Here is a 25,281-nt window from a genome sequence, read left to right on the forward strand (position 1 = left end):
GAAAAGGGATCACCATGTTGCAGACCCGCATCATCAAGCCCGCCGAGGGCGCCTATACCTTCCCTCTGTTGATCAAGCGCCTGCTGATGTCTGGCAGCCGCTACGAGAAGACCCGCGAGATCGTCTATCGCGACCAGTTGCGCCTGACTTATCCACAGCTCAACGAGCGTATCGCCCGCCTCGCCAACGTGCTGACCGAAGCCGGGGTCAAGGCCGGTGACACCGTGGCGGTGATGGATTGGGACAGCCACCGTTACCTGGAATGCATGTTCGCCATCCCGATGATCGGTGCAGTGGTGCACACCATCAACGTGCGCCTGTCGCCTGAGCAGATCCTCTACACCATGAACCACGCCGAAGATCGCTTCGTGCTGGTCAACAGCGATTTCGTCGGCCTCTATCAGGCCATCGCCGGGCAATTGACCACGGTCGACAAGACCGTGCTGATCACCGACGGCCCCGACAAGAGCGCCGACCTGCCGAACCTGATCGGCGAATACGAGCAACTGCTCGTCGCCGCCAGCCCGCGCTACGACTTCCCGGATTTCGACGAGAACTCGGTGGCCACCACCTTCTACACCACCGGCACCACGGGCAACCCCAAGGGCGTCTACTTCACCCACCGCCAGCTGGTGCTGCATACCCTGGCCGAAGCTGCGGTGACCGGCAGCATCGACAGCGTGCGCCTGCTCGGCAGCAATGACGTGTACATGCCGATCACGCCGATGTTCCACGTGCATGCCTGGGGCATCCCCTACGCGGCCACCATGCTCGGCATGAAGCAGGTCTACCCGGGGCGCTACGAGCCGGACATGCTGGTCAAACTGTGGCGCGAAGAGAAGGTCACCTTCTCGCACTGCGTGCCGACCATCCTGCAGATGCTGCTCAACTGCCCGAACGCCCAGGGCCAGGACTTTGGCGGCTGGAAGATCATCATCGGCGGCAGCGCCCTGAACAGCTCGCTGTACAAGGCCGCGCTGGCCCGCGGTATCCAGCTGACTGCTGCCTACGGCATGTCCGAAACCTGCCCGCTGATTTCCGCTGCGCACCTGAACGACGAGCTGCAGGCCGGCAGCGAGGACGAACGTGTCACCTACCGCATCAAGGCCGGCGTGCCGGTGCCGTTGGTGGAAGCCGCGATCGTCGATGGCGAGGGCAACTTCCTGCCAGCCGATGGCGAGACCCAGGGCGAACTGGTGCTGCGTGCGCCGTGGCTGACCATGGGGTACTTCAAGGAGCCGGAAAAGAGCGAGGAGCTGTGGCACGGCGGCTGGCTGCACACCGGTGACGTCGCCACCCTCGACGGCATGGGCTACATCGACATCCGCGACCGCATCAAGGATGTGATCAAGACCGGCGGCGAGTGGATCTCTTCGCTCGACCTCGAGGACCTGATCAGCCGTCATCCGGCCGTGCGCGAAGTGGCGGTGGTCGGGGTGGCCGACCCGCAATGGGGCGAGCGCCCGTTTGCCCTGCTGGTGGTGCGTGACGACAAGGCGATCGATGCCAAGGCGTTGAAGGAGCATCTGAAGCCGTTTGTCGAGGAAGGGCACATCAACAAGTGGGCCATTCCGAGCCAGATCGCCGTTGTTACTGAAATTCCCAAGACCAGTGTCGGCAAGCTCGACAAGAAGCGTATCCGCCAGGACATCGTCCAGTGGCAGGCCAGTAACAGCGCCTTCCTGTCTACCTTGTAATCCTGCTGCGGGGCGTGCGCGATGCTGCGCGACCCGCATGCTAGACGGTCTAAGGCCTTGCCAAACGAAAAATATCGGCCATGCTTCAGCACGGCCACTGCGCTGCCCGGGAAACGCCGGGGCGATTTGGCAGCGGGTGCGCAAATCACACTTTAGAGGGATCAAGCACCTGAGCCTGCTGGCTATAGTCGGGCCCAGGGGATTTTCAGGAATGGGGGAGGGCGGCACGCGCAAGACGTGCCGCTGCAGGGGAAACCTGCACACCGGTCGCTCGGGCCGTTTCTGAAAGGACTCACTGCCATAACAATAAAGTACATGGAGTAGCGTCGATGAAATCTGCAAATCCGTTCTGGCGCCGGGCCAAGTTGCCATTGGCCGTCAGCCTTGCTTCCACGCTCGCAAGTCCTGCTTTCGCTGTCAGTTTCAACATTGGTGAAATCGAAGGCCAGTTCGACTCGTCGCTCTCCGTCGGCGCCAGCTGGTCCACTGCCAACCCCAACCAGAACCTGATCGGTGCCAACAACGGCGGCAAGGGGCTGTCGCAGACTTCCGACGACGGCCACCTGAACTTCAAGAAGGGCGAAACCTTCTCGAAGATCTTCAAAGGCATCCATGACCTGGAGCTCAAGTACGGCGACACCGGTGTGTTCGTACGTGGCAAATACTGGTACGACTTCGAGCTGAAAGACGAACACCGCGAATTCAAGGACATCAGCGACTCCAATCGCAAGGAAGGCGCCAAGTCGGCAGGTTCGGAACTGCTCGATGCCTTCGTCTACCACAACTACGCGGTCGGCGATCAGCCGGGCTCGGTGCGCCTGGGCAAGCAGGTGGTGAGCTGGGGCGAAAGTACCTTCATCGGCGGCGGCATCAACGCGATCAACCCGATCGACGTTTCGGCGTTTCGTCGTCCAGGTGCCGAGATCAAGGAAGGCCTGATTCCGGTCAACATGTTCTACGTGTCGCAGAGCCTCACCGATAACCTGTCGGCCGAAGGCTTCTACCAGATCGAGTGGGACCAGACGGTTGTCGACAACTGCGGGACGTTCTTCTCCCAGCCCGACGTGATCGCCGATGGTTGCAACAACAACCTGGCCGTACTCGCCACAAAAAATTCGCTGACCAGCCGCCTTGGGCCGCTGGCGACGCCAGTTAACAACACCCTGGCCGCCCGGGGCGTGACCTACGGCAACCCTGACGAAGGGGTGATCGTGCGCCGTGGCGCGGATCGCGATGCGCGCGACAGCGGGCAGTTCGGTGTAGCCATGCGCTACATGTTCGAGCCGCTCAACACCGAGTTCGGTGGCTACTTCATGAACTATCACAGCCGTGCACCCATCTTCAGTGGCCGCGGCGCAGACGCTCAGTTCTACAGCACCTCTGGCCTGGCCGGCGCGCTGGTCAGAGCGGGCGTACCGGCCGGTGCGTTGGCCAACCTGCTGCCCAGCCTGATGCCGTTGCAGGTTGCAGGCAACTCCAGCTACTACGTGGAGTACCCGGAAGACATTCGCCTGTATGGCCTGAGTTTCTCGACCACGCTGCCCACCGGTACGGCCTGGAGCGGTGAAATCAGCTATCGCCCGAATGCCCCGGTGCAGCTCAATACCACCGATATCCTCTACTCGGGCCTGACCCCGCTCAACCCCAACGTATCCGTGCTGAAAGGCACCCCAGGTGCCGATCAGCCAGGCTACCGCCGCAAGGAAATCACCCAGCTGCAGACCACGTTCACCCACTTCTTCGACCAGGTGATGGGCGCGGAGCGGCTGACCATGGTCGGCGAAGTCGGCTGGACCCACGTCGGTGGCCTGGAAAGCACCTCCAAGGCGCGTTACGGGCGTGACCCGGTGTTCGGCCCGGGCCCGCTGCCCAATGGCCAGTGCGAGGCGCTCAACACCAGCACCCTGGGCACCTCGAATGCCAACAACGTGTCGCGCTACTGCGAAAACGACGGTTACACCACAGCCGACTCCTGGGGTTACCGCGTACGCGCGATCTGGGACTACAACAACGTCTTTGCCGGGGTGAACCTGCGCCCGAGCGTGGCCTGGTCGCATGACGTCGATGGCTATTCGCCGGGGCCGGGCGGCAACTTCGAGGAAGGGCGCAAGGCGATCAGCCTGGGCCTGGACGCGGAGTATCAGCAAACCTATACCGCCAGCCTGTCGTACACCAACTTCTTCGACGGCAAGTACAGCACCGTGGATGATCGCGACTTCGTCGCCCTCAGCTTCGGCGTGAACTTCTAAGAACACTGATCCAGGACGACACGAGATGAACAAGACCAGAAGTCTGTTGCAAGCCGGTGTACTGGGCCTGTCCCTGCTGGCGACCAGCGTCATGGCTGCGGTTTCCGCCGACGAAGCGGCAAAGCTTGGCAGCACCCTGACCCCGATGGGTGCGGAAAAGGCCGGTAACGCCGACGGTTCGATCGGCCCTTGGGAGCCACTGTCGAAGACCGCAGGCAGCGTCGATGCCAAGGGTTTCCTGTCTGACCCGTATGGCAGCGACAAGCCGCTGTTCACCATCACCGCGCAGAATGCCGAGCAGTACAAGGACAAGCTCTCGCCGGGCCAGCTGGCGATGCTCAAGCGCTACCCGGACACCTTCAAGATCCCGGTGTTCAAGACCCACCGCGGTGCCACCGCGCCTGACGATGTGTTCGCCGCCATCAAGAAGAACGCCACCGCGACCACCCTGGTCGAAGGCGGCAACGGCCTGAGCAATTTCCAGACCGCCGTGCCCTTCCCGATTCCGAAAAGCGGCCTGGAAGTGATCTGGAACCACATCACGCGCTACCGCGGCGGCAGCGTCAGCCGCCTGGTGACCCAGGCAACCCCGCAGCAGAACGGCTCCTACAGCCTGGTGTATTTCGCCGACCAGTTCGTCTTCCGCGACAAGATGAAGGACTACGACCCGAACAACCCAGGCAACATCCTGTTCTACTTCAAGCAGGAGGTAACCGCTCCGGCACGCCTGGCCGGCACCGTGCTGCTGGTGCACGAGACCCTCGACCAGGTCAAGGAGCCGCGCAAGGCGTGGATCTACAACGCCGGCCAGCGCCGTGTGCGCCAGGCACCGCAGGTGTCGTACGACGGCCCGGGTACCGCGGCCGACGGCCTGCGCACCTCGGACAACCTGGACATGTACAACGGCGCGCCGGACCGCTACGACTGGAAGCTCGAGGGCAAGAAGGAGCTGTACATCGCCTCCAACGCCTTCAAGCTGGATGACCCCAAGCTCAAGTACGCCGACATCCTCAAGGCCGGGCACATCAACCAGGACCTGGCCCGCTACGAGCTGCGCCGGGTCTGGCATGTGGTCGCGACACTCAAGCCTGGCCAGCGCCATATCTACGCCAAGCGTGACTTCTACATCGACGAGGACACCTGGCAAGCTGCAGTGATCGACCAGTACGACGGTCGTGGTCAGTTGTGGCGCATCTCCGAGGCCCATGCCCAGCCGTACTACAACAACCAGGTACCGTGGTACACCCTGGAAGCCATCTACGATCTGCAGTCGGGGCGCTACCTGGCGCTGGGCATGAAGAACGAAGAGAAAAAAGCGTACGACTTTGGCTTCACTGCCAGCAAAGCTGATTTCCAGCCAGCGGCCCTGCGCCAGTCGGGTATCCGTTGAGCTGAAAACCTGCAACTCCGTGTGATCTCCCAGACCGCCCCGGCTTGCCGGGGCGTTTCTGTTTGGGCGTGCCGATAAGACCGATGAATACCTCGCCAAACCCCCGCCCCAGCCACTGTCTGTCAGCCATGTTGCTTTTTGTCGCAGTCTTTTCCAGGCAAATGGCGCCCATCATCTTCAAATGCGTTGCATTACCCGCTAGTCTCGCAAGCATCCGTACCGCCGTAGTTTTCCCAACAGAACGAGCCGGCCATGACAGATCTGTCCCGTACGCATGGATTCGCCAGCCAGGCCCTGGGCCTGCTGGACGGGCGTTTCTTCCGGCCACCACAGCCGGACGGCCACGTGCCGCGTGCACGTCTGTGTCGTCGCTTGCAGGGCGGCCTTGGCGGGCGCCTGTTACTGGTCAACGCCCCCGCAGGCTTTGGCAAAAGCTCCCTGGCCATCGAATTCTGCGAGTCGCTGCCCAGCCATTGGCGCAGCCTGTGGCTCGGCCTGAGCCAGCGGGATGCCGACCCCGGCCGTTTCCTTGAGCGCCTGCTCGAAGGCCTGCAGCAATACTGCCCGGCACTGGGCGGGCAGGCCATGGGCCTGTTGAAGATGCGTCAGCGCCACCAACCCTTTGCGTTCGAAGAGTGGATCGACAGCTTGCTCGACGAGTTGGCGCTCTACCTCCAGGCCGATACGCCTTTGCTGCTGGTGCTGGACGACTACCACCTGGCCCAGGGGCCGGTACTCGATCGCTGCCTGCAGTTCTTCCTCAATCACTTGCCGGCTGGCCTGGTACTGCTGGTAACCAGCCGCCAGCGCCCGGACTGGCACCTGGCGCGGCTGCGTCTGTCACGCCAGCTGGTCGAGCTTGGCGAGCAGGATCTGCGCCTGACACCGGACGAATCGCTGGCAGTGATTGGCCGCCAGCCCACAGGGCTGCGCGGTCAGGCACTGGACAACCTGATTCAACGCAGCGATGGCTGGGTGGCCGGACTGCGCTTTTGGCAGTTGGCCGCCAGCGAGGCCGGTGACGAGCATGCCTTGCCCCAGGCCCTGCACGGTGGCGAAGGGCTGATCCGCGACTACCTGCTGGAAGAAGTCATCGAGATGCTGCCAGCGGACGTGCAGGCGTTTCTGGACGACACGGCCTGCCAGGAGCGCTTTTGCGCTGCGCTGTGTGATGCGCTGCGTGAACGTCACGACAGTGACGCGATCCTGCGTTATCTGCAGGCGCACCAGGTGTTTCTGGTGCCGCTGGACGAACATGGCCACTGGTATCGCTACCATCACCTGTTCTCTGACCTGCTGCGCAGCCGCCAGTCCAGCGAGCCGCTGGCGCGCCTGCACCTGCGCGCCTGCCGCTGGTTCCAGGCCCAGGGGTTGCTCGACGAGGCGGTGGAACAGGCCTTACGCGCTGGCCACCTCGACGTTGCCGCCGACCTGGTGCAGAGCCTGTCCGAAGAACAACTGCTGGCCGAGCAGAACGTCGGCATGCTGTTGCGCTGGAAGATGGACCTGCCCGACAGCCTGCTGATCAGCACGCCGCGGTTGATCGTGCTGTACAGCTGGGCACTGGGCCTGGCCTGCCAGCTGGATGCGGCAGAAGAGCTGGCAAGTTACCTCAGCCGCTTCCTGCCCGCGCCTTCGGCCACCGCACAGAGGTCGATGCTGGCGCAGTGGCTGGCCCTGAGCGGGGTCATCGCCCGTGGCCGGGGTGACCGCGAACGGACCTTGGCCTATTGCGGCGAAGCGCTGCAGAGCCTGCCGAGCAAGCGCTATGGGCAACGCCTGGTGTGCCTGTCGACGCTGTCCAACCTGGCCATTGCCGATGGCGACTTCTGGCGCGCGCGCGGCTGGAACCGCGAAGCGCTGGAGCTGGCGCAGCGAGTCGGCAACCCGTTGTTCGAGGCGCTGGCGCATTATGATCGTGCGCGGGTGCTGCATGCCCGCGGCGAGGTGTTGCGGGCGCTGGATGAAGTGCGCCAAGGTTTGCAGCGCCTGCAGGGGCTGTCGGCACAGCGGCTGTACGCGGTGCGGGCGCGGTTGACCTTGTACGAGGGCTACCTGCTGGTGGCGCGCCTGCAGCCTGCGCAAGGGCGTGCGCGCTTGCGCGCAGGGCTTGGCGAGGCGCGCGCCTGCCGTGACATCAGCGTGCTGATCGGCCATTGCGTGATTGCCTCGCTCGATGGCCGTGAGGGCCAATTTGCCGAGGCCTTCGCCGAGCTGGCCGAGGCGGAGCGGTTGATGCACATCTGGGATGTGCCGCCAATCTTCTACCTGGCGATGATCACCCTGGTGAAGTGCGAACTGTGGCTCGCCCAGGGCCGTATCGATCTGGCCGAATCCTGGTTGCTGCGCCTGGGCCAGACCTACGGCGGCCAGCACCCGGCGGCGGCGCCAGAGTTTCACCCTTTGTTGCCACTGCATATCGAACTGCAGCAGGCTCTGCTCGAGCGTGTGCAGCAGCGCAGCGAAGACGCCGTGGCGCGCCTGTGCGCCCTGGCCGAGCGCGGGCAGGCCAGTGGCGGCATGATGCTCACCCTGCACGCACTGTCGCAGTGGGTCGACCTGTTATTGAGCGAGGGGCGTGAAGCACAGGCAGCGCAGCTGCTACCCATAGCGTTGAGCGCAGCCCGGGGCGGGGTGGTGCAGCCCTTCCAGCGCCTGATCGAATTGCATCCGGCTTGGCTGCGTGAGCAATTGCTTGCGCAACCAGCCTGCCAGGCCCAGGCCGAGCTGCTGACGCGCCTGCCCGAGCCCGCGGCCCCCACAGGCATCGCCGCCGAGGCATTGAGCGGTCGCGAGCTGGCGGTGCTCGAACTGATCGCCCAAGGCTGCTCCAACCAGCAGATCAGCGAGCGGCTGTTCATCTCCCTGCACACCGTCAAGACCCATGCCAGCCATATCAACAGCAAGCTCGGGGTGGAGCGTCGCACCCAGGCAGTGGCCCGTGCCAAGTCGCTGGGTTTGCTGGGCTGAAGCTAGCTGCAAAGGGCATGGCGTTTCAAGATAATGGCGCCAGGCCATGACGTCATCGTGTGGTGAGTGCGTTGCATTCTCCACCCTCATCTTTCCTGACCGGCTGCCGATACAAGTTTCGGCGCCATGCATCGCCGCGCGCCATCCACCCATCTTTCCAATACAGGTCGTGTTGATGCTGCAGTACGGGCAAAAGAGCTTTCTGATCGTCGACGACTTCACTGACTTTCGCACGTCGACCCGTTCCATGCTGCGCGAACTGGGCGTGCGCGATGTGGATACCGCGGACAGCGGTGAGCAGGCCCTGCGCATGTGCGGGCAGAAGCGCTACGACTTTATCCTCCAGGACTTCCACCTCGGTGACGGCAAGAAGAATGGCCAGCAGGTCCTCGAGGACCTGATCCTCGACAAGCTGATCAGCCATGAGTGCGTATTCATCATGGTCACTGCCGAGAGCAGCCAGGCCATCGTGCTCAGTGCCCTCGAGCACGAGCCCGATGCCTACCTGACCAAACCGTTCAACCGCGTGGGCCTGGCCCAGCGCCTTGACAAGCTGACCCAGCGCAAGACGTTGCTCAAGCCGATTCTGCAAGCCCTCGACCGTGGTCGCCCGGCCGAAGTGCTGGCGGCGTGCGCCGAGCTGTGCAAGAAAGACCCGCGTTTTGCGCCGTTGTGCCTGCGCTATCGCGCCGACGCGCTGCGTGACCTCAACCGCTTCGATGAGCTGGAGAAGTTTCTCAAGAGCATCCTCGCCAGCCGCCCGCAACCCTGGGTGTATGCGGCACTCGGCAGCCTGCTGCACAAGCGCGGGCAGAATGCTCAGGCCCAGGGTGTCTACGAGCAGGCGCTCAAGGCATTCCCGATCATGCCCGGGCTGTACGATGGCATGGCCGAAGTGCTGGTCGCCCAGGGTGAAACCAAGCGTGCTCAAGGCATGCTTGAGGAAGCGGTACGCTTGTCGCCCCTGGCGGTGCGCCGGCAGGCCGCACTGGGCAAGCTGGCGTTGGGCAACGAAGATTTCGAAAGCGCCTCCAAGGCCTTCCGCCATGCGGTGAATCAGGGCCAGAGCTCGCGCTACAAGGATGCTGAAAGCAACCTTGGGCTGGTCCAGGCGTTGATGAGCAAGAACGCCGGCTTTGGCCTGGATGCCCGCGCGCGGGTCGAAATCAACACCGTGCTCAGCGAAGTGGCCAAGGACAACCTCGAAGACCAGGGCCTGCAAGTGCGTGCCCGGCTGATGAAGGCCGCCAGCCTGCAGCAGGCGGGCGACCCCGAGACCGCTGCCAAGCTCACCGAGCAGGCCATGCAGCGGCTGGAGAAGATGGACCAGTTCTTCTCGGTCGAGGCGGCCTTGACCGTGGCCAGGCAATTGCAGGCGCTCGGGCAGGAAGCCGCTGGCGGCAGCATCCTCAAGGGGTGCGTGGAAACCTACGGCGACGACCCCAAGGTCATGCAGAGCGTGGCCAAGCTGACCGACGACCCGGCCGTACTGGGTGCGGTCACCGAAGCGGTCGACCTCAATCGCCAGGGCGTGCGCAGCTATCAGGCCGGGCAACTCAACGAAGCCCTGCAGATGTTCCGCAAAGCCCTGTCGCTGCAGCCGAAGAACATCAGTATCGCGCTCAACACGGCGCAAGCGCTGCTGCGCATAGGTGGCGAGGTGACACCGCCGGCGATCCAGCAGGAATGCCGCGACTGCCTGAGCCGCGTGGCCGGCATCCCGACCAGCGACAGCCGCTTTGACCGCTACCGCAAACTGCACATCAAGGTCTTCGGCGCATGAGCCAGGATAATCAGGGGCTGGATTTTTCCACGGTGATCGCCTCCACCGTGCATGACCTGAAGAACTCGCTGTCCGCGCTGATCCAGTCCCATGACCAGTGGATGGCGCGGCTGCCTGAAGAATGGCGCAGCGGTACCGAGCAGGGCGTGATCGAGCATGAGTTCCGTCACCTCAACGGCATGTTGGTGCAGTTGCTGGGGCTGTACAAGCTGGGGGTGAACCAGCTGCCGGTATGCCCGGACTACCACGAGCTGGAAGACTTCATCGAGGCCCAGCTGGCGGCCCACCAGGAAGTGCTGCAGCACAACGACATCCTTGCGACCTGGCGTGTCGACTCCGACAACCCGCTGGGCTTTTTCGACCGTGAACTGGTGGCTTCGGTGATCGCCAACGTGATCACCAACGCCACCCGCTATGCTGGGCATGCGCTGTTGATCAGCATTGGCGAGGAACACGAGCAATTGATCATCAGCGTCAACGACGACGGCCCGGGTTATCCGGCGCGGATGCTCGAGCGCCAGCAGGATTACGTGCAGGGCATCGACTCGCAGAGCGGCAGTACCGGGCTGGGGCTGTATTTTGCGGCGCGGATTGCGGCGTTGCATGAGCGTAACGGCGTGCGCGGGCGAATCGAGATTGCCAATGGCGGGGCGCTTGGGGGTGGGTTGTTCAGATTGTATTTGCCATGAGCGGTTTAATTCCTGCGTTGATCTTTGTCATGAATTGAAACCCATGCTGAAGATAAGTAGGTAAGCATTCCTGGTGTTTTGTGGGATAGGTCTGAAACACGAAAACGGGGCCAATGGCCCCTTTTTTCTTGGTTTTCGCACTGATAGTAATCACGCCCCATTACTCACTTTGCGAGCGCCTTGTGAACAAACTCATCCGCCTCACACCTCTTCGGCTATCTCCCTTTCATCCGGTTAAGTCCCATTCCGGCAAGCGTAAAGTCCGTCGCTACGAACTCGCCTCCCTTTTAGCCCAATGCCAGTTTGATGCTCCTCAATCAAAGGAGGATGAGAGTTGGGAGCGAATGCCTTCCATCGGCCGTGAGATCTGAGTCGGTTCGCCAGGGGACAGGTATGAGAAGACGACACAATGATCTTCGTTACCAGGTATTTCGCTCTCAAGCGAGGACACTCACTTGCGAGTGCGTTGGTCAGAACGGTTTTTTGAGAGAGGGGCTCGAGGCGGATCGGGTGCGCATGGAGCCTATTACCTCTGAGGCGATCGCCACTTGCTTAGGCTGGGGCGAAGAGGCAAGTGCTTTTCCGTGGGAAGAGGTTTGCACCTGGAAGGCAAGCGACCTCAGGGGTTTTGACCTTTCCATCTGGTATGGGGCAGACCTTTGTGGTCTTTGCTACGCGAGCCCGCGAAAAAGTCGCTTACGTATCAAAGTTATTCTGTTGGAGAGCAATCCTGACAAGAGTCACCCGTTGAAGGGCGAAGTTGCCTCCCTCGCACTCACAGCCATAGATTTTTACGCACGTATGCTAGGTTGCCGCGAGATTGAAATACAGGATCCTGTCACCGCTGCCAGGCCCCTTTACGAGGCGTTGGGCTTCAGCAGTACTGCGGATGGTCGGCTTGTGATCCGGGTTGAACCTTAATAACATCCAGACAGTGTTAGCGAAGCTATGGAGGAAATCATGCGATCCGAAAAGAGCCGTGAAAAGCCGATAGCCGTAGCCAAATTCGAGGCTGAGGCACGACGACTGGCAAGCCAGATCTCAGTGAATCAGCTGCGTTTTCTTCAAGTCGCCAAAAGCAGAGGTGAGGCACTGGAGCCGGCGGGCCCGCTGGCCGGCCCGCAGGCCTGACATGCCTCAAGCTGCGGCGGCGCAGTCATCAGATCGAGAAGCCCATGAGCGCTGCCCCCACCACTCTCATCCGCGAAACCTTCCCCGTAGGCCCATTGCAATGCAACTGCACCCTGATCGGCGACCCGGTCAGCAAGAAGGCCATCGTCGTCGACCCGGGTGGTGACCCGGACAAGATCCTCGCCCGCCTGCAAGCCCATGGCCTGACTCTGGTGAGCATCATCCACACCCACGCGCACTTCGACCATTTCCTCGCTTCGGGCACGCTCAAGGCGCTCACTGGCGCCACCTTGCACCTGCACAAGCAGGACCAGCCGCTGTGGGACAACCTGGAAATGCAGTGCCAGATGTTCGGCGTGCCCTACACCCCGATCCCGTCGCCAGACCATTGGCTCGGCGATGACGAAGAACTCGCCTGTGGTTGCGGTGTGGCCCTGCACACGCCCGGGCACACACCCGGTTCGATGAGTTTCTGGTTCGCCGACGCCAAGCTGCTGATCGCCGGTGACACCCTGTTCCGCCGGGGTATCGGCAGGACCGACCTGTGGGGCGGTGACCAGCGCGCCATCGTGCGTTCGATCAAGGAGCGGCTGTATCGCCTGGACGAAGATGCCATCGTGGTCACAGGCCACGGGCCGGATACACGCCTGGGCGACGAGATGCGCGAGAACCCGTTCGTACGGGCTTGAGCCTGGATGAAAAGCCTTTCATGGAATTTTTCCGTATTCTGGCGATCTATGCCTGGCATAGATCCCTCTGCGATCTGCCGAACACACGAATTTTTGTAGGAGCTTGTCCATGTTCACCATGCGTCGTCTGATTATCGTCGCAACCGCTGCAGCCCTGATGACCGGCTGTGCCGGGCAGAATCCTTATGACAGCCAAGGCCAGGCTCAGGGCGAGTCCTCGGGGATGAGCAAGACCGCCAAGTACGGTGGCCTGGGCGCGCTGGCCGGTGCCATTGCCGGTGCCGCCATCGACCACAACAACCGTGGCAAAGGCGCACTGATCGGCGCCGCCGCAGTGGGTGCCGCCGCTGCCGGTTACGGCTACTACGCCGACAAGCAGGAAGCCGAGCTGCGCGCGAAAATGGCCAACACCGGCGTCGAAGTTCAGCGCCAGGGCGACCAGATCAAGCTGATCATGCCGGGCAACATCACCTTCGCCACCGACTCGGCCAACATTTCGCCGAGCTTCTACAACCCGCTGAACAACCTGGCCAACTCGTTCAAGTCGTTCAACCAGAACACCATCGAAGTGGTCGGCTTCACCGACAGCACCGGCAGCCGCCAGCACAACATGGACCTGTCGCAGCGCCGCGCTCAGGCAGTCAGCACCTACCTGACCTCGCAGGGCGTGGATGCTTCGCGTGTGACCGTACGTGGCATGGGCCCGGACCAGCCGATCGCCAGCAACGCCGACGCCAATGGCCGTGCCCAGAACCGCCGTGTAGAGGTCAACCTGAAGCCGATTCCGGGTCAGCAGTATGACCAGCAGCAGGGCCAGGTTCAGCAGTACCCGTAAGCCGTTCAGTACGGCGCAACGAAAAAGGGCAGGCCGGTGACGGCCTGCCCTTTTTCATTTCAGCGGATGCTGCTGGCCTGAATTGCAGTCAGGGCGATGGTATGAACGATATCGTCCACCTGCGCCCCGCGTGGCAAGTCGTTCACCGGCTTGCGCAGCCCCTGCAGCATCGGCCCCAGGCTGACCCCGTCGGTGCTGCGCTGCACGGCCTTGTGGGTGGTGTTGCCGGTGTTCAGGTCTGGGAACACGAACACCGTTGCACGTCCCGCCACCGGGCTCTCAGGGGCCAGCTGGCGAGCGACTTGCGGATTGGCGGCGGCGTCGTACTGCAGCGGCCCATCGATCAGCAGCCCTTGCTCCGCCGCCTGTGCCAGGCGCGTGGCTTCGCTCACTTTCTCCACTTCCTCGTCACTGGCCGAATCACTCGAATAGCTGATCATCGCCACCCGCGGTGCGATGCCGAAGGCCTGTGCCGATTCGGCGCTCTGCCGGGCGATCTCGGCCAGTTCGCTGGCGCTGGGATGCGGGTTCATCACACAGTCGCCGTACACCAGCACCTGTTCCGGGAACAGCATGAAGAACACCGACGACACCAGGCTGGCGCCGGGTGCGGTCTTGATCAGCTGCAGGGCAGGGCGAATGGTGTTGGCGGTGGAGTGCACCAGGCCCGAGACCAGGCCGTCGACCTCATCCAGGGCCAGCATCATGGTGCCGATCACCACCGGGTCTTCCAGCTGTTGCTCGGCCATGGGCGCATTGAGGTTCTTGCTCTTGCGCAGGTTGACCATCGGCTCGACATAGCGCTCGCGAATCAGCTCGGGGTCGAGTATCTCCAGGTCCGGTGGCAGGGTGATGCCTTGGGCGCGCGCCACGGCTTCGACTTCCTCAGGCTTGGCCAGCAGCACGCAACGGGCGATGCCGCGCGCCTGGCAGATTGCCGCGGCCTGCACCAGCAGCGGCTCGGCCCCTTCTGGCAGGACGATGCGCTTGTTGGCCTGTTGCGCCCGCTGGATCAGCTGGTAGCGGAACACCGCTGGCGACAGGCGCATTTCCCGTGGCGTGCCGCAGCGCTGGTGGAGCCAGGCGGCGTCCAGGTGGCTGGCGACGAAGTCGGTGATGAATTCGGCCCGGTCACGGTCGTCCACCGGGATTTCGCGGTTCAGCGAGTGGAGCAGGTTGGCGGTGTCGTAGGAGCCGGTGCTCACTGAGAGAATCGGCAGGCCGGCCTGCAGGGCGCCACGGCACAGGCCAAGGATGCGTGCATCGGGCTTGCTGTCGCTGGTCAGCAGCAGGCCGGCCAGGGGCACGCCGTTGATCGCGGCAAGGCTCACGGCCAGGATGATGTCGTCGCGATCACCTGGGGTCACCACCAGGGTACCCGGCGTCAGCAGCGGTACCGTATTGGCCACGGTGCGGGCGCAAATGATGATCTTGTTCATCCGCCGTTGTTCGTAGTCGCCGGCGTTGAGCACCTGGGCACCAAGCAGTTCGGCCACGTCGCGGGTGCGTGGGGCGTTCAACTCGGGCTGGTAGGGGATGCAGCCGAGCAGGCGGAAGTCGTTGCCACGCAACAGTGGCGAGTGCTCGCGCAGGCGGGTGGCGAAGTCGGCCATGCTCTCGTCGGTGCGCACCTTGTTGAGGATTACCCCCAGCACTTTCGGGTCGCGCGGGCCGCCGAACAGCTGGGCCTGCAGTTCGACCCGCCCGGACAGCTCGCTGAGCACTTCGTTTTCCGGGGCGGAAACCAGGATCACTTCGGCATCCAGGCTCTTGGCCAGGTGCAGATTGACCCGTGCGGCGTAACTGGCGTGGCGGGTCGGCACCATGCCCTCGACCACCACCACGTCATTGCCGATGCAGGCTTGCTGGTACAGGCGGATGATTTCTTCGAGCAACTCGTCCAGCTGGCCATCGCCTAGCATGCGCTCGACATGGGCCAGGCTCAGTGGCACCGGTGGCTTGATGCCGTGGGTGCGGGCGACCAGTTCGGTTGAGCGCTCCGGGCCCGTGTCGCCGGGGTGAGGCTGGGCGATGGGCTTGAAGAAGCCGACCTTGAGCCCGGCGCGCTCAAGCGTGCGGACCAGGCCCAGGCTGATGGAAGTCAGGCCGACACCAAAGTCGGTCGGCGCAATGAAAAATGTCTGCATGCGTGCTTCTCGAAATAAGCGGTGCAAGGAATCAACGGCCAAGGGTAGCGCTATCGGCCACTTGTGCGCACCAGCCGCAAGCGAATGGCTGGCCGATGCGCTCGGCGCGCAGTGCGGCGTCGAGCACCCACGGGCGGGCCTGCCACGGTGGCTGATGGCGCAGGTGCTGGGTATGGCCGCAGGACAGTTCGACCACCCAGTGGCCTTCTTCGTCCTGGTGGAAGCCGATGATCCGACTGATGGGTCGCCCCTCGTCTGCGCTGCGGTCGCAATCGGGCGATGCCTTGGTTACACTTGTCCGCTCTACATACTTTTGCAAAAGGTCTTGCCCCATGCTGATCGCCGCCAACAAGGCTGTCTCCATCGACTATACCCTGACCAACGACGCCGGGGAGACCATCGACAGCTCCGCCGGTGGTGCGCCGCTGGTTTACCTGCACGGTGCCGCCAACATCATCCCAGGCCTGGAAAAGGCCCTGGAAGGCAAGCAAGCCGGTGACGAGCTGGACGTTGCCATCGAGCCGGAAGACGCCTACGGCGAATACCTGGCCGAGCTGGTCAGCACCCTGAACCGCAGCCTGTTCGAAGGCGTCGACCAACTGGAAGTCGGCATGCAGTTCCACGCTTCGGCGCCGGACGGCCAGATGCAGATCGTCACCATCCGCGACATCGACGGCGACGACATCACTGTCGACGGCAACCACCCACTGGCTGGCCAGCGCCTGAACTTCAAGGTCAAGGTTGTTGACGTGCGTGACGCCAGCGAAGAAGAAATCGCTCACCGTCACATCCACGGTGAAGGTGGCCATCACCACTGATTTTCTGCGCTAAGCTCAGAAAGTCGCCAGGCGCTCGGACAAGCCGGCATGCCTCCCCAGCGGGAGGTGCGCGGCTTGGAAGAGCGCCTTTTTAGTGGGCGCAATTCGCCCCCAGCGGCAACCGGGAACCTGAGAGGGGATTCATCATGAGTGCATTTCACGACCTGACGTTGAAGGCGCTGAACGGCGAGGACCTGCCCCTGGCTCCGTTCAAGGGCCAGGTGGTGCTGGTGGTCAATGTCGCCTCCAAGTGTGGCCTGACGCCGCAATACGCTTCGCTGGAAAAACTCCAGCAGCAGTTCAAGGGCAAGGGTTTCAATGTGCTGGGCCTGCCCTGCAACCAGTTTGCCGGCCAGGAGCCGGGCAGTGAAAAGGAAATCCAGGAGTTCTGCAGCCTGAATTACGGCGTGAGCTTCCCGCTGGGTGCCAAGCTCGAGGTCAACGGGCCGCAGCGTCACTCGCTGTATCGCCTGCTGGCGGGCGAGGGCGCCGAGTTCCCGGGTGACATCAGCTGGAACTTCGAGAAGTTTCTGGTGGGCAAGGATGGCCGGGTGCTGGCGCGTTTTGCCCCGCGTACCGCACCGGATGATCCAACGGTGGTGCAGGCCATTGAAAAAGCCCTGAATTGAGCTTCTGTAGGGGGTGCGAAGCACCCCCAGCGATAGGCCAGAATCACCAGGATCAATAATGCTGGGCCCAGTCTTCCGCCCCCTCTAACCTCAGGCGCATTTCCTCCCTCAGACGGAAGCGCCCCATGTCCAGCAACCCCCTGTTCCAACCCTTCACCCTCGGCGCGCTCGAGCTGCCGACCCGCGTCGTCATGGCGCCCATGACCCGTACCTTCTGCCCCGGTGGCGTGCCGCACGCGGGCGTGGTCGAGTACTACCGCCGGCGTGCCGCAGCGGGCGTGGGGCTGATCATCACCGAGGGCACCACGGTCGGGCACAAGGCCGCCAACGGTTACCCCAATGTGCCGCGCTTCCATGGTGAAGATGCCTTGGCCGGTTGGAAGCAGGTGGTCGATGCGGTGCATGCCGAAGGTGGCCGTATCGTGCCGCAGCTGTGGCATGTGGGCACGGTGCGCCGGCTGGGTACCGAACCGGACGCCAGCGTGCCGGGGTACGGGCCGAGCGAGAAGGTCAAGGACGGCCAGGTGCTGGTGCATGGCATGACCCAAGACGATATCCGCGACGTGATCGCTGCCTTCGCCCAGGCGGCCCGCGACGCCAAGGCCATCGGCATGGACGGCGTAGAGATCCATGGCGCCCACGGCTACCTGATCGACCAGTTCTTCTGGGATGCCAGCAACCGTCGCAGCGACGAATATGGCGGTGACCTGGCCGGCCGTTCGCGCTTCGCCATCGAGCTGATCCAGGCCGTGCGCGCTGCCGTGGGGCCGGACTTCCCGATCATCTTCCGTTTCTCGCAGTGGAAACAGCAGGACTACAGCGCACGCCTGGTGCAAACGCCGGAAGCGCTGGCGGCATTCCTCGAACCGCTGTCGGCGGCAGGTGTGGATATTTTCCACTGTTCGACCCGGCGCTTCTGGGAGCCAGAGTTCGAAGGTTCCGAGCTGAACCTGGCCGGCTGGACCCGCACGCTCACCGGCAAACCGACCATTACCGTCGGCAGCGTGGGGCTCGATGGCGAGTTCCTGCAGTTCATGGTCGCCACCGACAAGGTGGCCAAGCCGGCCAGCCTGGAAGGCTTGCTGCGCCGTCTGGGCGACGAAGAGTTCGACCTGGTGGCGGTTGGCCGTGCACTGCTGGTGGATGCCGAATGGGCGCAGAAGGTGCGTGAAGGGCGTGAAGCGGATGTGCTGCCGTTCAGCCGCGAGGCGTTGACGACCCTGGCTTGATCGCCAGCGCCGAGCCTGCCGGTTGGCTGCCGGCAGGTGCCGTGTGGCAGGCGTTGAACAGGTGCGATTCGAACTGCTCGACGATCGCCGGCCAGCCTTGGCGGCTGGCGTGCTGGCGGGCGTTCAGGCGGACCCGGCGCAGGGTTTCGCTTTCTTCCAGCAGCCAGCAGGCGGCATCGATGAATGCGCACGGGTCGCCGGGCATGGCCAGCGCACCGCTGTGGCCATGGCGGATGTGCTGGGCGGCGGCGGCTTCGTCGTAGGCGACCACTGCCAGCCCCGAGGCCATGGCTTCGAGCACCACGTTGCCGAAGGTTTCGGTCAGGCTCGGGAACAGGAACAGGTCGCCGCTGGCGTAGTGTTCGGCCAATGCTTCGCCGCGTTGGGCGCCGCAGAACACCGCATCCGGCATCTGCTGCTGAAGGGCGCCCCGCTGCGGGCCATCGCCCACCACCACCAGGCGCAGGCGCCGCTGTGGATAAGCGCTCTGCAAAGCTTGCAGGCAGGGCTGCAACAGCGTCAGGTTCTTTTCAGCGGCCAGGCGCCCGACGTGCAGCACGCCGATGTCGTCTGTGCCGAGCCCCCAGCTTTCACGTAACGACTGGCTGCGCCGGGCTGGGTTGAACAGGCCGGCATCAACGCCTCGGGCCATCAAGGCCAGGCGCTCGAACCCGCGGCGTTCCAGCTCCAGACGCTGGCTGACACTGGGTACCAGGGTGGCGGCGGTGCGCCGATGGAACCAGCGCAGGTAGTGGGTGAGCAGGCGCGCCAGCAGGCCGAGGCCGTATTGCCCGGAGTACTGGGGGAAATTGGTGTGAAAGCCGCTGACCACAGCAACCCCCAGGCGCCGCGCGGCGCGCAGGGCACTGAGGCCTAACGGCCCTTCGGTAGCAATATACAGCACGTCCGGGCGCTGCCGGCGCCAGCGGCGCAACAGCTTGTGCATCGACACCTCGCCCCACTGCAGGCCGGGGTAGCCGGGCAGTGCCCAGCCACGGCAGAGCAGCAATCCCTGGTCGTCCTCCGCCGGTGCCTCGTTAGCTTGCCGTGGACGAACGATTTCCACCTGGTGGCCACGCTGTCGCAAACCTTCGCTGAGGCGGCCAAGGGTATTGGCCACACCGTTTATTTCGGGTGGGAAGGTTTCGCTGACAAGGCAAATGCGTAGGGCAGGTGTATTCATGACAAAAAGTGTCCACCTGCTGCGTTGCGCTCACATGACAGCCTTGTGACGTGCAGGTGACGCCCGATTCCCGGCAGTTTCTCCTGTGTGAATATTTCTTTGCAGGGTGCTCAAGCAGTACGTGGCGCAGCCGATGAAGATGCATCCGAATAGGTTTGATGCGCTCCGGGAGTGCGGTGATGTTCAACAGCAAGCTCAAGAAAGAAATCCAGCAACTGCGCGAAGAACTGATGGCCGTCGAGCAGGTCAAGAGCAGCCTCGACAGCGAGATGCTGGTGTTGCAGCTCGACCCCCAGGGGTGCATCGAGCAGGTCAACGGCAACTTCGAGAGCGAGATGCTCTACCGTGCCGAGCAATTGATTGGCCGCAACATCGAAGACATCGTGCCAGCGCATGTGAAGAAGCTCGACTTCTACCAGCGCATGAAAAACGCCATCACCCGTGGCGAGCACCTCAACGGCGCGTTCCGCCTGCTGCGCGGCAACGGCGAGGAAGCCTGGCTGCGTTCTATCCTGCAGCCGGTGAAGACTGTTGACGGGCGGATCAGGCATTTCTCCATGCATTCCAGCGACCTGACCCGCACCATCGAAGCCTCGCGTGAACACGAAAGCCTGATCAAGGCGCTGATGCGCTCTACCGCCGTGATCGAGTTCAACCTCGACGGCGAAGTATTGACCGCCAACGACCGCTTCCTGCAGACGGTGGGCTACAGCCTGGAGCAGGTGCGTGGCAAACATCACCGCATGTTCTGCGTGCCGGAGGAGGCCAACTCGGCAGGCTACCAGGCATTTTGGGACAACCTGCGCCGTGGCGAGTACGTCGCCGACCGTTTCAAGCGGGTCGACGCCCATGGGCGCACGATCTGGCTGGAGGCTTCCTACAACCCGATCTTCGATGCCCATGACGTGCTCTACAAGGTGGTCAAGTTCGCCACCGTGATCACCGACCAGGTCAATCAGGAGTTGGCGGTGGCGCAGGCTGCCGACATTGCCTACAACACTTCCCTGGAGACCGACAGCAGCGCCCGCAAAGCCACCGACGTGGTGACCCAGACCGTGGATGTGATGCGTGGGCTGGAAGGCTCCATGCAGGATGCTGCCGAGGGCATCCAGGCTTTGGACAAGCAGTCCAAGGTGATTGGCGCAATCATCAAGACCATCAGCGACATTGCCGGGCAGACCAACCTGCTGGCGCTCAACGCCGCCATCGAAGCCGCCCGTGCCGGCGAGCAGGGCCGTGGTTTTGCCGTGGTCGCCGACGAAGTGCGGCAGTTGGCCTCGCGTACCAGCAGCGCGACCGAGGAGATTGCCAAGGTGGTGCAGCAGAACGAACAGTTGGCCCAGGCGGCTGTGGATATCATCGACACCAGCAAGCGCCAGGCCGAACAGGGGCTGGCGCTGGCGGCGGATACCGGTGGGGTGATCGTCGAGATTCAGGAAGGGGCGAAGAAGGTGGTGGATGCAGTGGGGCAGTTTTCCAGCCAGTTGAGCCACTGACGGCAACCTGACAGGCGTGGCGGAAAGGGGCGCAGGCCGGACCTTTCCGCCGTGGTTGGTCAATCGGCCTGTTCGGTTTCCTTGATGTGCCGATAGACGATTGAGGCGGCTTCGTGAACCGCCGCCAGGTCTACCGCGACATGATGTTCTTCACCGTTCACACCACGAGCACTGAAGATGCCTCCGGCCGGTCCGATGGTGGGCGCCTCACTGTGCAGTACCGCATCGACCAGCAACTCGACCAGGGGTTGGCTGTAGTTGACCGTTCCGTTGTCCGCGTTCCAGGTTGTGTAATGCAACCGCTCGATCTGCTCATGGATGTCGATGGCTTCCAGGGCCTCGCGTAGCCGCCACTTTACCCGTTGCTCGGCGATGGTCGTGCTGTGAAGATGCTTGGGGATGCCTGCCAGTTCAATGAAATCTTTCGATTTGATGTCTGTGAATTCCATCTTCGATCTCCGCTGATAAAGGCCACGAAGCTGCGGCCATAAGTGTATGGGTAACTGAGCAGGCCCTGCGCAAGCTGCATGTATCGATTGAATTAGCGAGCAGGCCTGCCAGGGCAAGCTGTGGTTTCAGACGATGGGGTCCATTTTCATCATGCGCTGGAAGGTTTCTTCCACGGCAGCCCAGAGATTACTTTCATCGTCAGTGAAGAGGGTTCCGTCGAACTCATACCTGTCGATATCCGACTTCTCCAGTTTTCCCGCTATCAGGGCCCAGATCAGGTAGGTCCTGAGCGATGATTTGTCACCATTCGCGTCATAGACGTAACAGAACATGTTTTGATAGTCTCCAAGGCCATGTTCTGCCAGGGCGGTAATGAAGGTAGTGTGAACTTGTATCTTTACCTGTTCAAAAGCCGCGAACTCTTCGTCATTGAGATCGCGCCCTCCCTTGCCTTCTTGAAAAAGACGCGCCAGCGGGCCCTGTGGATCAATCGGGCCTACCGGAACTTCGGGCTCTTCAGTTTCCGGCTCGGGAGCTGTTTCTGGGTCGTTAACCTCAGTTTCTACAGGTTCGCCCTCACCGGCAGTCTCGCCCGGCAGTATTTCCTCGAACTTTTCATCGTCAATCATCTGGTTGTCCTCTTGAAATGAGCGCCAGCAGGTGGCGGGGATGATTGAACGATGGATTGATAACCCGTTTGCTCTAACTATCTACCCCCTGTCTGCTTACAGGGTCTTGCTCACAAATGCTGTAACTGCGAATTAGACTTTTCCTACAATCGTCTCAGGAACGTCCCACGCCCACTCCATGATGTGATTTCCCCTACACAAAACTGGCAGGGAGACGCCTCATGCTGCTCTGGCACATCGTGCCCACCTGGCGCGATATCGAGACACGCATCACCGATGAGCCCAGTTGAAGCAAAAAAACTCTCAGCGAAGCAGGCAAAGGAAACGATGTCTTCTCTTGCTGCGCTGCACAATCCAGATTTAATCGCCGGCGGCAGGGATGTCATTTCTGACTTCGGAGATAGACAAGTAAACTCCACTATAGGTCCCCAGTGGAGAAGTAGGGTGGGGGAGCTAATACAATCTGTCGAAAAGCAATCCAAAGAAGGTGGCGCCTCAGGTTTTTTGAATGTTAGATTGCATAAGTGCTGACAAGCAAAGGAGCGCGACAATGGACGAAATTTACTCACTTTTCTTAGAGGAAATGGGCGAGCCCATGTTCAGGCAGGAGGTACCCCTCTCTAGTATCGAGCGCTAAAGAGGTAAGTTGCCAAAGAAACTGTTGGAGTATTGGGCCGAGCACGGTTGGTGCGGATATGGTGATGGGATATTTTGGGCATTCAATCCTCAAGACTACGAGGCCGTAGCCGCTTCATTCATAGAAGGCACACCGCTAGAAGGGCGGGATAGATATCACATCATTGCTCGGGACGCTTTTGGTGACCTCTATCTGTATGGTGAGAATTCCGGGTTCTCATTAAATATCGCGGCGTTTACGTCGAGTTATTGCGGTACGGTTCATGAGTTTGATGCAGATAATACGGATGGGGAAGTGCAGGGTTTCTTTCTTTTGATGGAGCGGGAGTCTAATGATTTTGGGGACTTTTTTGAGCCTGCAAAGAAAAATTTAGGTGTGCTTGGGTGTGATGAGATGTACGGGTTTGTTCCGGCGCTAGCGTTTGGCGGGTTAAGCAAACTTGAGAATCTACAAAAGGTAAGCGCAGTGGAGCATTTGATACTGCTCTCTCAGTTGTCGCCTCTCAAACCCTACAGCTTCTCGGATTTTTGATAGATCACGCTGCGAAAGGGGCTGCTCAGCAGCCCCTCGCCCAATTCAATTTCGCTCCCGCACCCAAAACAGCGTTGCCCCGGCCACCGCCGCCGGCATCATCAACACGTTCACCAGCGGCACCATCAGCGCCAGGTAGGTAATCCCGCCAAATCCCAGCGACTGCCAGCGCTTCTGGCGCAGCCAGGCGAGCATGTCCTGCCAGCTCATCTTGTTGTTGTCCGCCGGGTAGTCGATGTACTGGATGGCCATCATCCACACCCCGAAGATCAGCCACAGCGGCGCGGCGATCACGTTGACCACCGGGATCAGCGACAGGATGAACAGACCGATGGCCCGTGGCAGGAAGTAGCCAAGCTTGCGCATTTCGCGGCCGAAGGTGCGCGGCACCATGGCCACCAGCTCGCCCCAGCTGAACGCCGGGAACGGGTCCTGGCCACGCACCACCACCTCGACCTTTTCCGCGAGAAAGCCGTTGAACGGCGCGGCGATGACGTTGGCCACCAGGGTGAAGGTGAAGAACACCATCAGCACCAGCAAGGCGACGAACAGTGGCCAAAGAATGTAGGAAAGGAAGCTCAGCCAGCTGGGCAGGGTCGGCATCAGCGCGTCGAGCCACAGGCTGAACTCGTGGCCGGCGAAGTAGATCAGGCCGCCGAACAGCAGCAGGTTGATCGCCAGCGGCAGCAGCACGAACATCCGCAGGTTGGGGCTCAGCACCAGTTTCAGGCCTTCGCGCAGGTACTGGGGGCCGGAGAGGACAGGGGCTTGCATCGGGACACTCCGCAGAGAAGGGAAAACGCGCTGACCTTACCGAGTTTGCCGCGCCGACGAAAGGCAGGCACACATGAAGAAACCGGCTGTAACAAATGTGCCAGGGCCGTTTGCCCAAGTGAAATTCGCAGATAGAGGATGCCTATGAGGTGGATTGTCGAAGGATATTTCCTTAATCTCTGCCACCTCGCTACAGTGCGTTCAACTTTCCGCTTTCTGGGCCTGCGCGTTGTAGCCTTCCCCAAGTGCTGCGTGGGTCCTTTTTAATTTCCAGCTGGCGGCCCCTGCGGCCCGCTCGACAGGAGTTCGACATGTCTGAAGTACGTCATTCGCGCGTCATCATCCTCGGTTCCGGCCCTGCCGGTTACAGCGCGGCGGTCTACGCCGCCCGCGCCAACCTCAAGCCACTGCTGATCACCGGCATGCAGGCGGGTGGCCAGCTGACCACCACCACCGAAGTCGACAACTGGCCGGGCGACCCCCACGGCCTGACCGGCCCGGCCCTGATGCAGCGCATGCAGGAACACGCCGAGCGTTTCGAGACCGAGATCGTCTTCGACCACATCAATGCCGTCGACCTGGCCAACAAGCCGTTCACCCTGCAGGGTGACAGCGGCAAGTACACCTGCGACGCGCTGATCATCGCCACTGGCGCCAGCGCCCGTTACCTGGGCCTGCCGTCGGAAGAAGCGTTCATGGGCAAGGGCGTTTCGGCCTGCGCTACCTGCGACGGTTTCTTCTACCGCAACAAGCCGGTCGCCGTGGTCGGCGGTGGCAACACTGCCGTGGAAGAAGCGCTGTACCTGGCCAACATCGCCAGCAAGGTAACCCTGGTGCACCGCCGCGAAACCTTCCGCGCCGAGAAGATCCTGGTCGACAAGCTCAATGCCCGAGTTGCCGAAGGCAAGATCGAGCTCAAGCTCAATGCCACCCTGGACGAAGTGCTGGGTGACAACATGGGCGTGACCGGTGCGCGCCTGAAGAACAACGATGGCAGCAGCGACGAAATCAAGGTCGACGGCGTGTTCATCGCCATCGGCCACACCCCGAACACCTCGTTGTTCGAAGGCCAGCTGACCCTCAAGGACGGCTACCTGGTGGTCAATGGCGGCCGTGAAGGCAACGCCACCGCCACCAACGTTGAAGGTGTGTTCGCGGCGGGCGACGTGGCTGACCACGTTTACCGTCAGGCCATCACCTCGGCTGGCGCCGGCTGCATGGCGGCATTGGACGTCGAGCGTTACCTGGACGGCCTGGCCAACGCCTCGTTCTGATTCAGGCAATAAAAAAACCGGCCACTTGGCCGGTTTTTTCATGCCTGCGAT

20 protein-coding genes and 2 pseudogenes are annotated in these 25,281 nt (G+C 62.1%); 16 read left to right on the top strand and 6 right to left on the bottom strand.

Annotated features, from left to right (window positions below; translation table 11 throughout):
* The first annotated feature begins 14 nt into the window (after positions 1-14).
* The 9 genes from ABE528_RS22735 (at position 15) to ABE528_RS22775 (ending at position 13,433) form a co-directional block, all read left to right on the top strand.
* On the top strand, positions 15-1,697 hold the full coding sequence (locus ABE528_RS22735) for a fatty acid--CoA ligase (RefSeq protein ID WP_346654117.1): 1,683 nt from the start codon (positions 15-17) through the stop codon (positions 1,695-1,697).
* A 329-nt stretch (positions 1,698-2,026) separates the two neighbouring features.
* Positions 2,027-3,946, top strand: a complete 1,920-nt coding sequence (locus tag ABE528_RS22740) for a DUF1302 domain-containing protein (protein WP_152956570.1) — start codon at positions 2,027-2,029, stop codon at positions 3,944-3,946.
* Between the two features lie 25 nt (positions 3,947-3,971).
* The gene (locus ABE528_RS22745) at positions 3,972-5,336 is read left to right on the top strand and encodes a DUF1329 domain-containing protein (protein WP_346654118.1); all 1,365 of its coding nucleotides are present in this window, start codon (positions 3,972-3,974) and stop codon (positions 5,334-5,336) included.
* Positions 5,337-5,588: 252 nt separating this feature from the next.
* Entirely contained in the window at positions 5,589-8,306 is a 2,718-nt protein-coding gene (locus tag ABE528_RS22750; RefSeq protein ID WP_346654119.1) for a LuxR C-terminal-related transcriptional regulator, read from the top strand.
* Positions 8,307-8,481: 175 nt separating this feature from the next.
* Positions 8,482-10,089 carry a tetratricopeptide repeat-containing response regulator gene (locus tag ABE528_RS22755; RefSeq protein WP_152956573.1) on the top strand — a complete coding sequence of 536 codons (1,608 nt, stop codon included), beginning with the start codon at positions 8,482-8,484 and terminating at the stop codon, positions 10,087-10,089.
* Positions 10,086-10,778, top strand: coding sequence for a HAMP domain-containing sensor histidine kinase (locus tag ABE528_RS22760; protein WP_346654120.1), 693 nt, complete (start codon positions 10,086-10,088; stop codon positions 10,776-10,778). The genes ABE528_RS22755 and ABE528_RS22760 overlap by 4 nt, the downstream gene beginning before the upstream one ends.
* A gap of 960 nt (positions 10,779-11,738) precedes the next feature.
* On the top strand, positions 11,739-11,909 hold the full coding sequence (locus ABE528_RS22765) for a hypothetical protein (RefSeq protein ID WP_178120081.1): 171 nt from the start codon (positions 11,739-11,741) through the stop codon (positions 11,907-11,909).
* A gap of 44 nt (positions 11,910-11,953) precedes the next feature.
* Complete coding sequence (locus tag ABE528_RS22770; RefSeq protein WP_346654121.1) at positions 11,954-12,598, top strand: MBL fold metallo-hydrolase; 645 nt, start codon at positions 11,954-11,956, stop codon at positions 12,596-12,598.
* A 109-nt stretch (positions 12,599-12,707) separates the two neighbouring features.
* Entirely contained in the window at positions 12,708-13,433 is a 726-nt protein-coding gene (locus ABE528_RS22775; RefSeq protein ID WP_085673827.1) for an OmpA family protein, read from the top strand.
* Between the two features lie 59 nt (positions 13,434-13,492).
* On the opposite strand, the gene pta is transcribed toward ABE528_RS22775, so the two are convergent.
* The gene (gene pta, locus ABE528_RS22780; RefSeq protein ID WP_346654122.1) at positions 13,493-15,580 is read right to left on the bottom strand and encodes a phosphate acetyltransferase; all 2,088 of its coding nucleotides are present in this window, start codon (positions 15,578-15,580) and stop codon (positions 13,493-13,495) included.
* Between the two features lie 31 nt (positions 15,581-15,611).
* Positions 15,612-15,914 (bottom strand): DUF3565 domain-containing protein, encoded by a 303-nt coding sequence (locus ABE528_RS22785; RefSeq protein ID WP_346654123.1) that lies wholly within the window; start codon positions 15,912-15,914, stop codon positions 15,612-15,614.
* On the opposite strand from ABE528_RS22785, the gene ABE528_RS22790 reads away from it, so the two are divergent.
* The 3 genes from ABE528_RS22790 (at position 15,913) to ABE528_RS22800 (ending at position 18,256) form a co-directional block, all read left to right on the top strand.
* A complete protein-coding gene (locus tag ABE528_RS22790) occupies positions 15,913-16,398 on the top strand; it encodes a peptidylprolyl isomerase (RefSeq protein WP_054887500.1) in 486 nt (161 codons plus the stop codon). The two genes, ABE528_RS22785 and ABE528_RS22790, sit on opposite strands and share 2 nt — an antisense overlap.
* 146 nt (positions 16,399-16,544) lie before the next feature.
* Entirely contained in the window at positions 16,545-17,027 is a 483-nt protein-coding gene (locus ABE528_RS22795) for a glutathione peroxidase (RefSeq protein WP_152956578.1), read from the top strand.
* Between the two features lie 125 nt (positions 17,028-17,152).
* Entirely contained in the window at positions 17,153-18,256 is a 1,104-nt protein-coding gene (locus ABE528_RS22800) for an NADH:flavin oxidoreductase (protein WP_152956579.1), read from the top strand.
* On the opposite strand, the gene ABE528_RS22805 is transcribed toward ABE528_RS22800, so the two are convergent.
* A complete protein-coding gene (locus tag ABE528_RS22805) occupies positions 18,225-19,439 on the bottom strand; it encodes a glycosyltransferase family 1 protein (protein ID WP_346654124.1) in 1,215 nt (404 codons plus the stop codon). The genes ABE528_RS22800 and ABE528_RS22805 overlap by 32 nt on opposite strands.
* Positions 19,440-19,618: 179 nt before the next feature.
* Between ABE528_RS22805 and ABE528_RS22810 the strand changes: the two genes are divergently transcribed.
* Complete coding sequence (locus ABE528_RS22810) at positions 19,619-20,935, top strand: PAS domain-containing methyl-accepting chemotaxis protein (RefSeq protein ID WP_346654125.1); 1,317 nt, start codon at positions 19,619-19,621, stop codon at positions 20,933-20,935.
* Between the two features lie 59 nt (positions 20,936-20,994).
* Here the strand turns inward: ABE528_RS22810 and ABE528_RS22815 are convergent, their stop codons facing one another.
* Complete coding sequence (locus ABE528_RS22815) at positions 20,995-21,384, bottom strand: hypothetical protein (protein WP_152956582.1); 390 nt, start codon at positions 21,382-21,384, stop codon at positions 20,995-20,997.
* A 126-nt stretch (positions 21,385-21,510) separates the two neighbouring features.
* Entirely contained in the window at positions 21,511-22,014 is a 504-nt protein-coding gene (locus ABE528_RS22820) for a hypothetical protein (RefSeq protein ID WP_346654126.1), read from the bottom strand.
* Between the two features lie 276 nt (positions 22,015-22,290).
* On the opposite strand from ABE528_RS22820, the pseudogene ABE528_RS22825 reads away from it, so the two are divergent.
* Together ABE528_RS22825 and ABE528_RS22830 are read left to right on the top strand one after the other, a co-directional pair.
* Positions 22,291-22,545, top strand: a pseudogene (locus tag ABE528_RS22825) (polymorphic toxin type 15 domain-containing protein); the annotation flags it as partial.
* Positions 22,546-22,564: 19 nt separating this feature from the next.
* A pseudogene (locus tag ABE528_RS22830) lies at positions 22,565-23,182 on the top strand (GAD-like domain-containing protein).
* A 45-nt stretch (positions 23,183-23,227) separates the two neighbouring features.
* Here the strand turns inward: ABE528_RS22830 and cysZ are convergent.
* Positions 23,228-23,956 (bottom strand): sulfate transporter CysZ, encoded by a 729-nt coding sequence (gene cysZ, locus ABE528_RS22835; protein WP_152956584.1) that lies wholly within the window; start codon positions 23,954-23,956, stop codon positions 23,228-23,230.
* 311 nt (positions 23,957-24,267) lie between these two features.
* Between cysZ and trxB the strand changes: the two genes are divergently transcribed.
* Positions 24,268-25,230 carry a thioredoxin-disulfide reductase gene (gene trxB / locus ABE528_RS22840; protein ID WP_016484911.1) on the top strand — a complete coding sequence of 321 codons (963 nt, stop codon included), beginning with the start codon at positions 24,268-24,270 and terminating at the stop codon, positions 25,228-25,230.
* Positions 25,231-25,281: the final 51 nt, after the last annotated feature.

Source organism: Pseudomonas sp. TWI628 (genome assembly GCF_039673865.1).
GTDB lineage: Bacteria > Pseudomonadota > Gammaproteobacteria > Pseudomonadales > Pseudomonadaceae > Aquipseudomonas.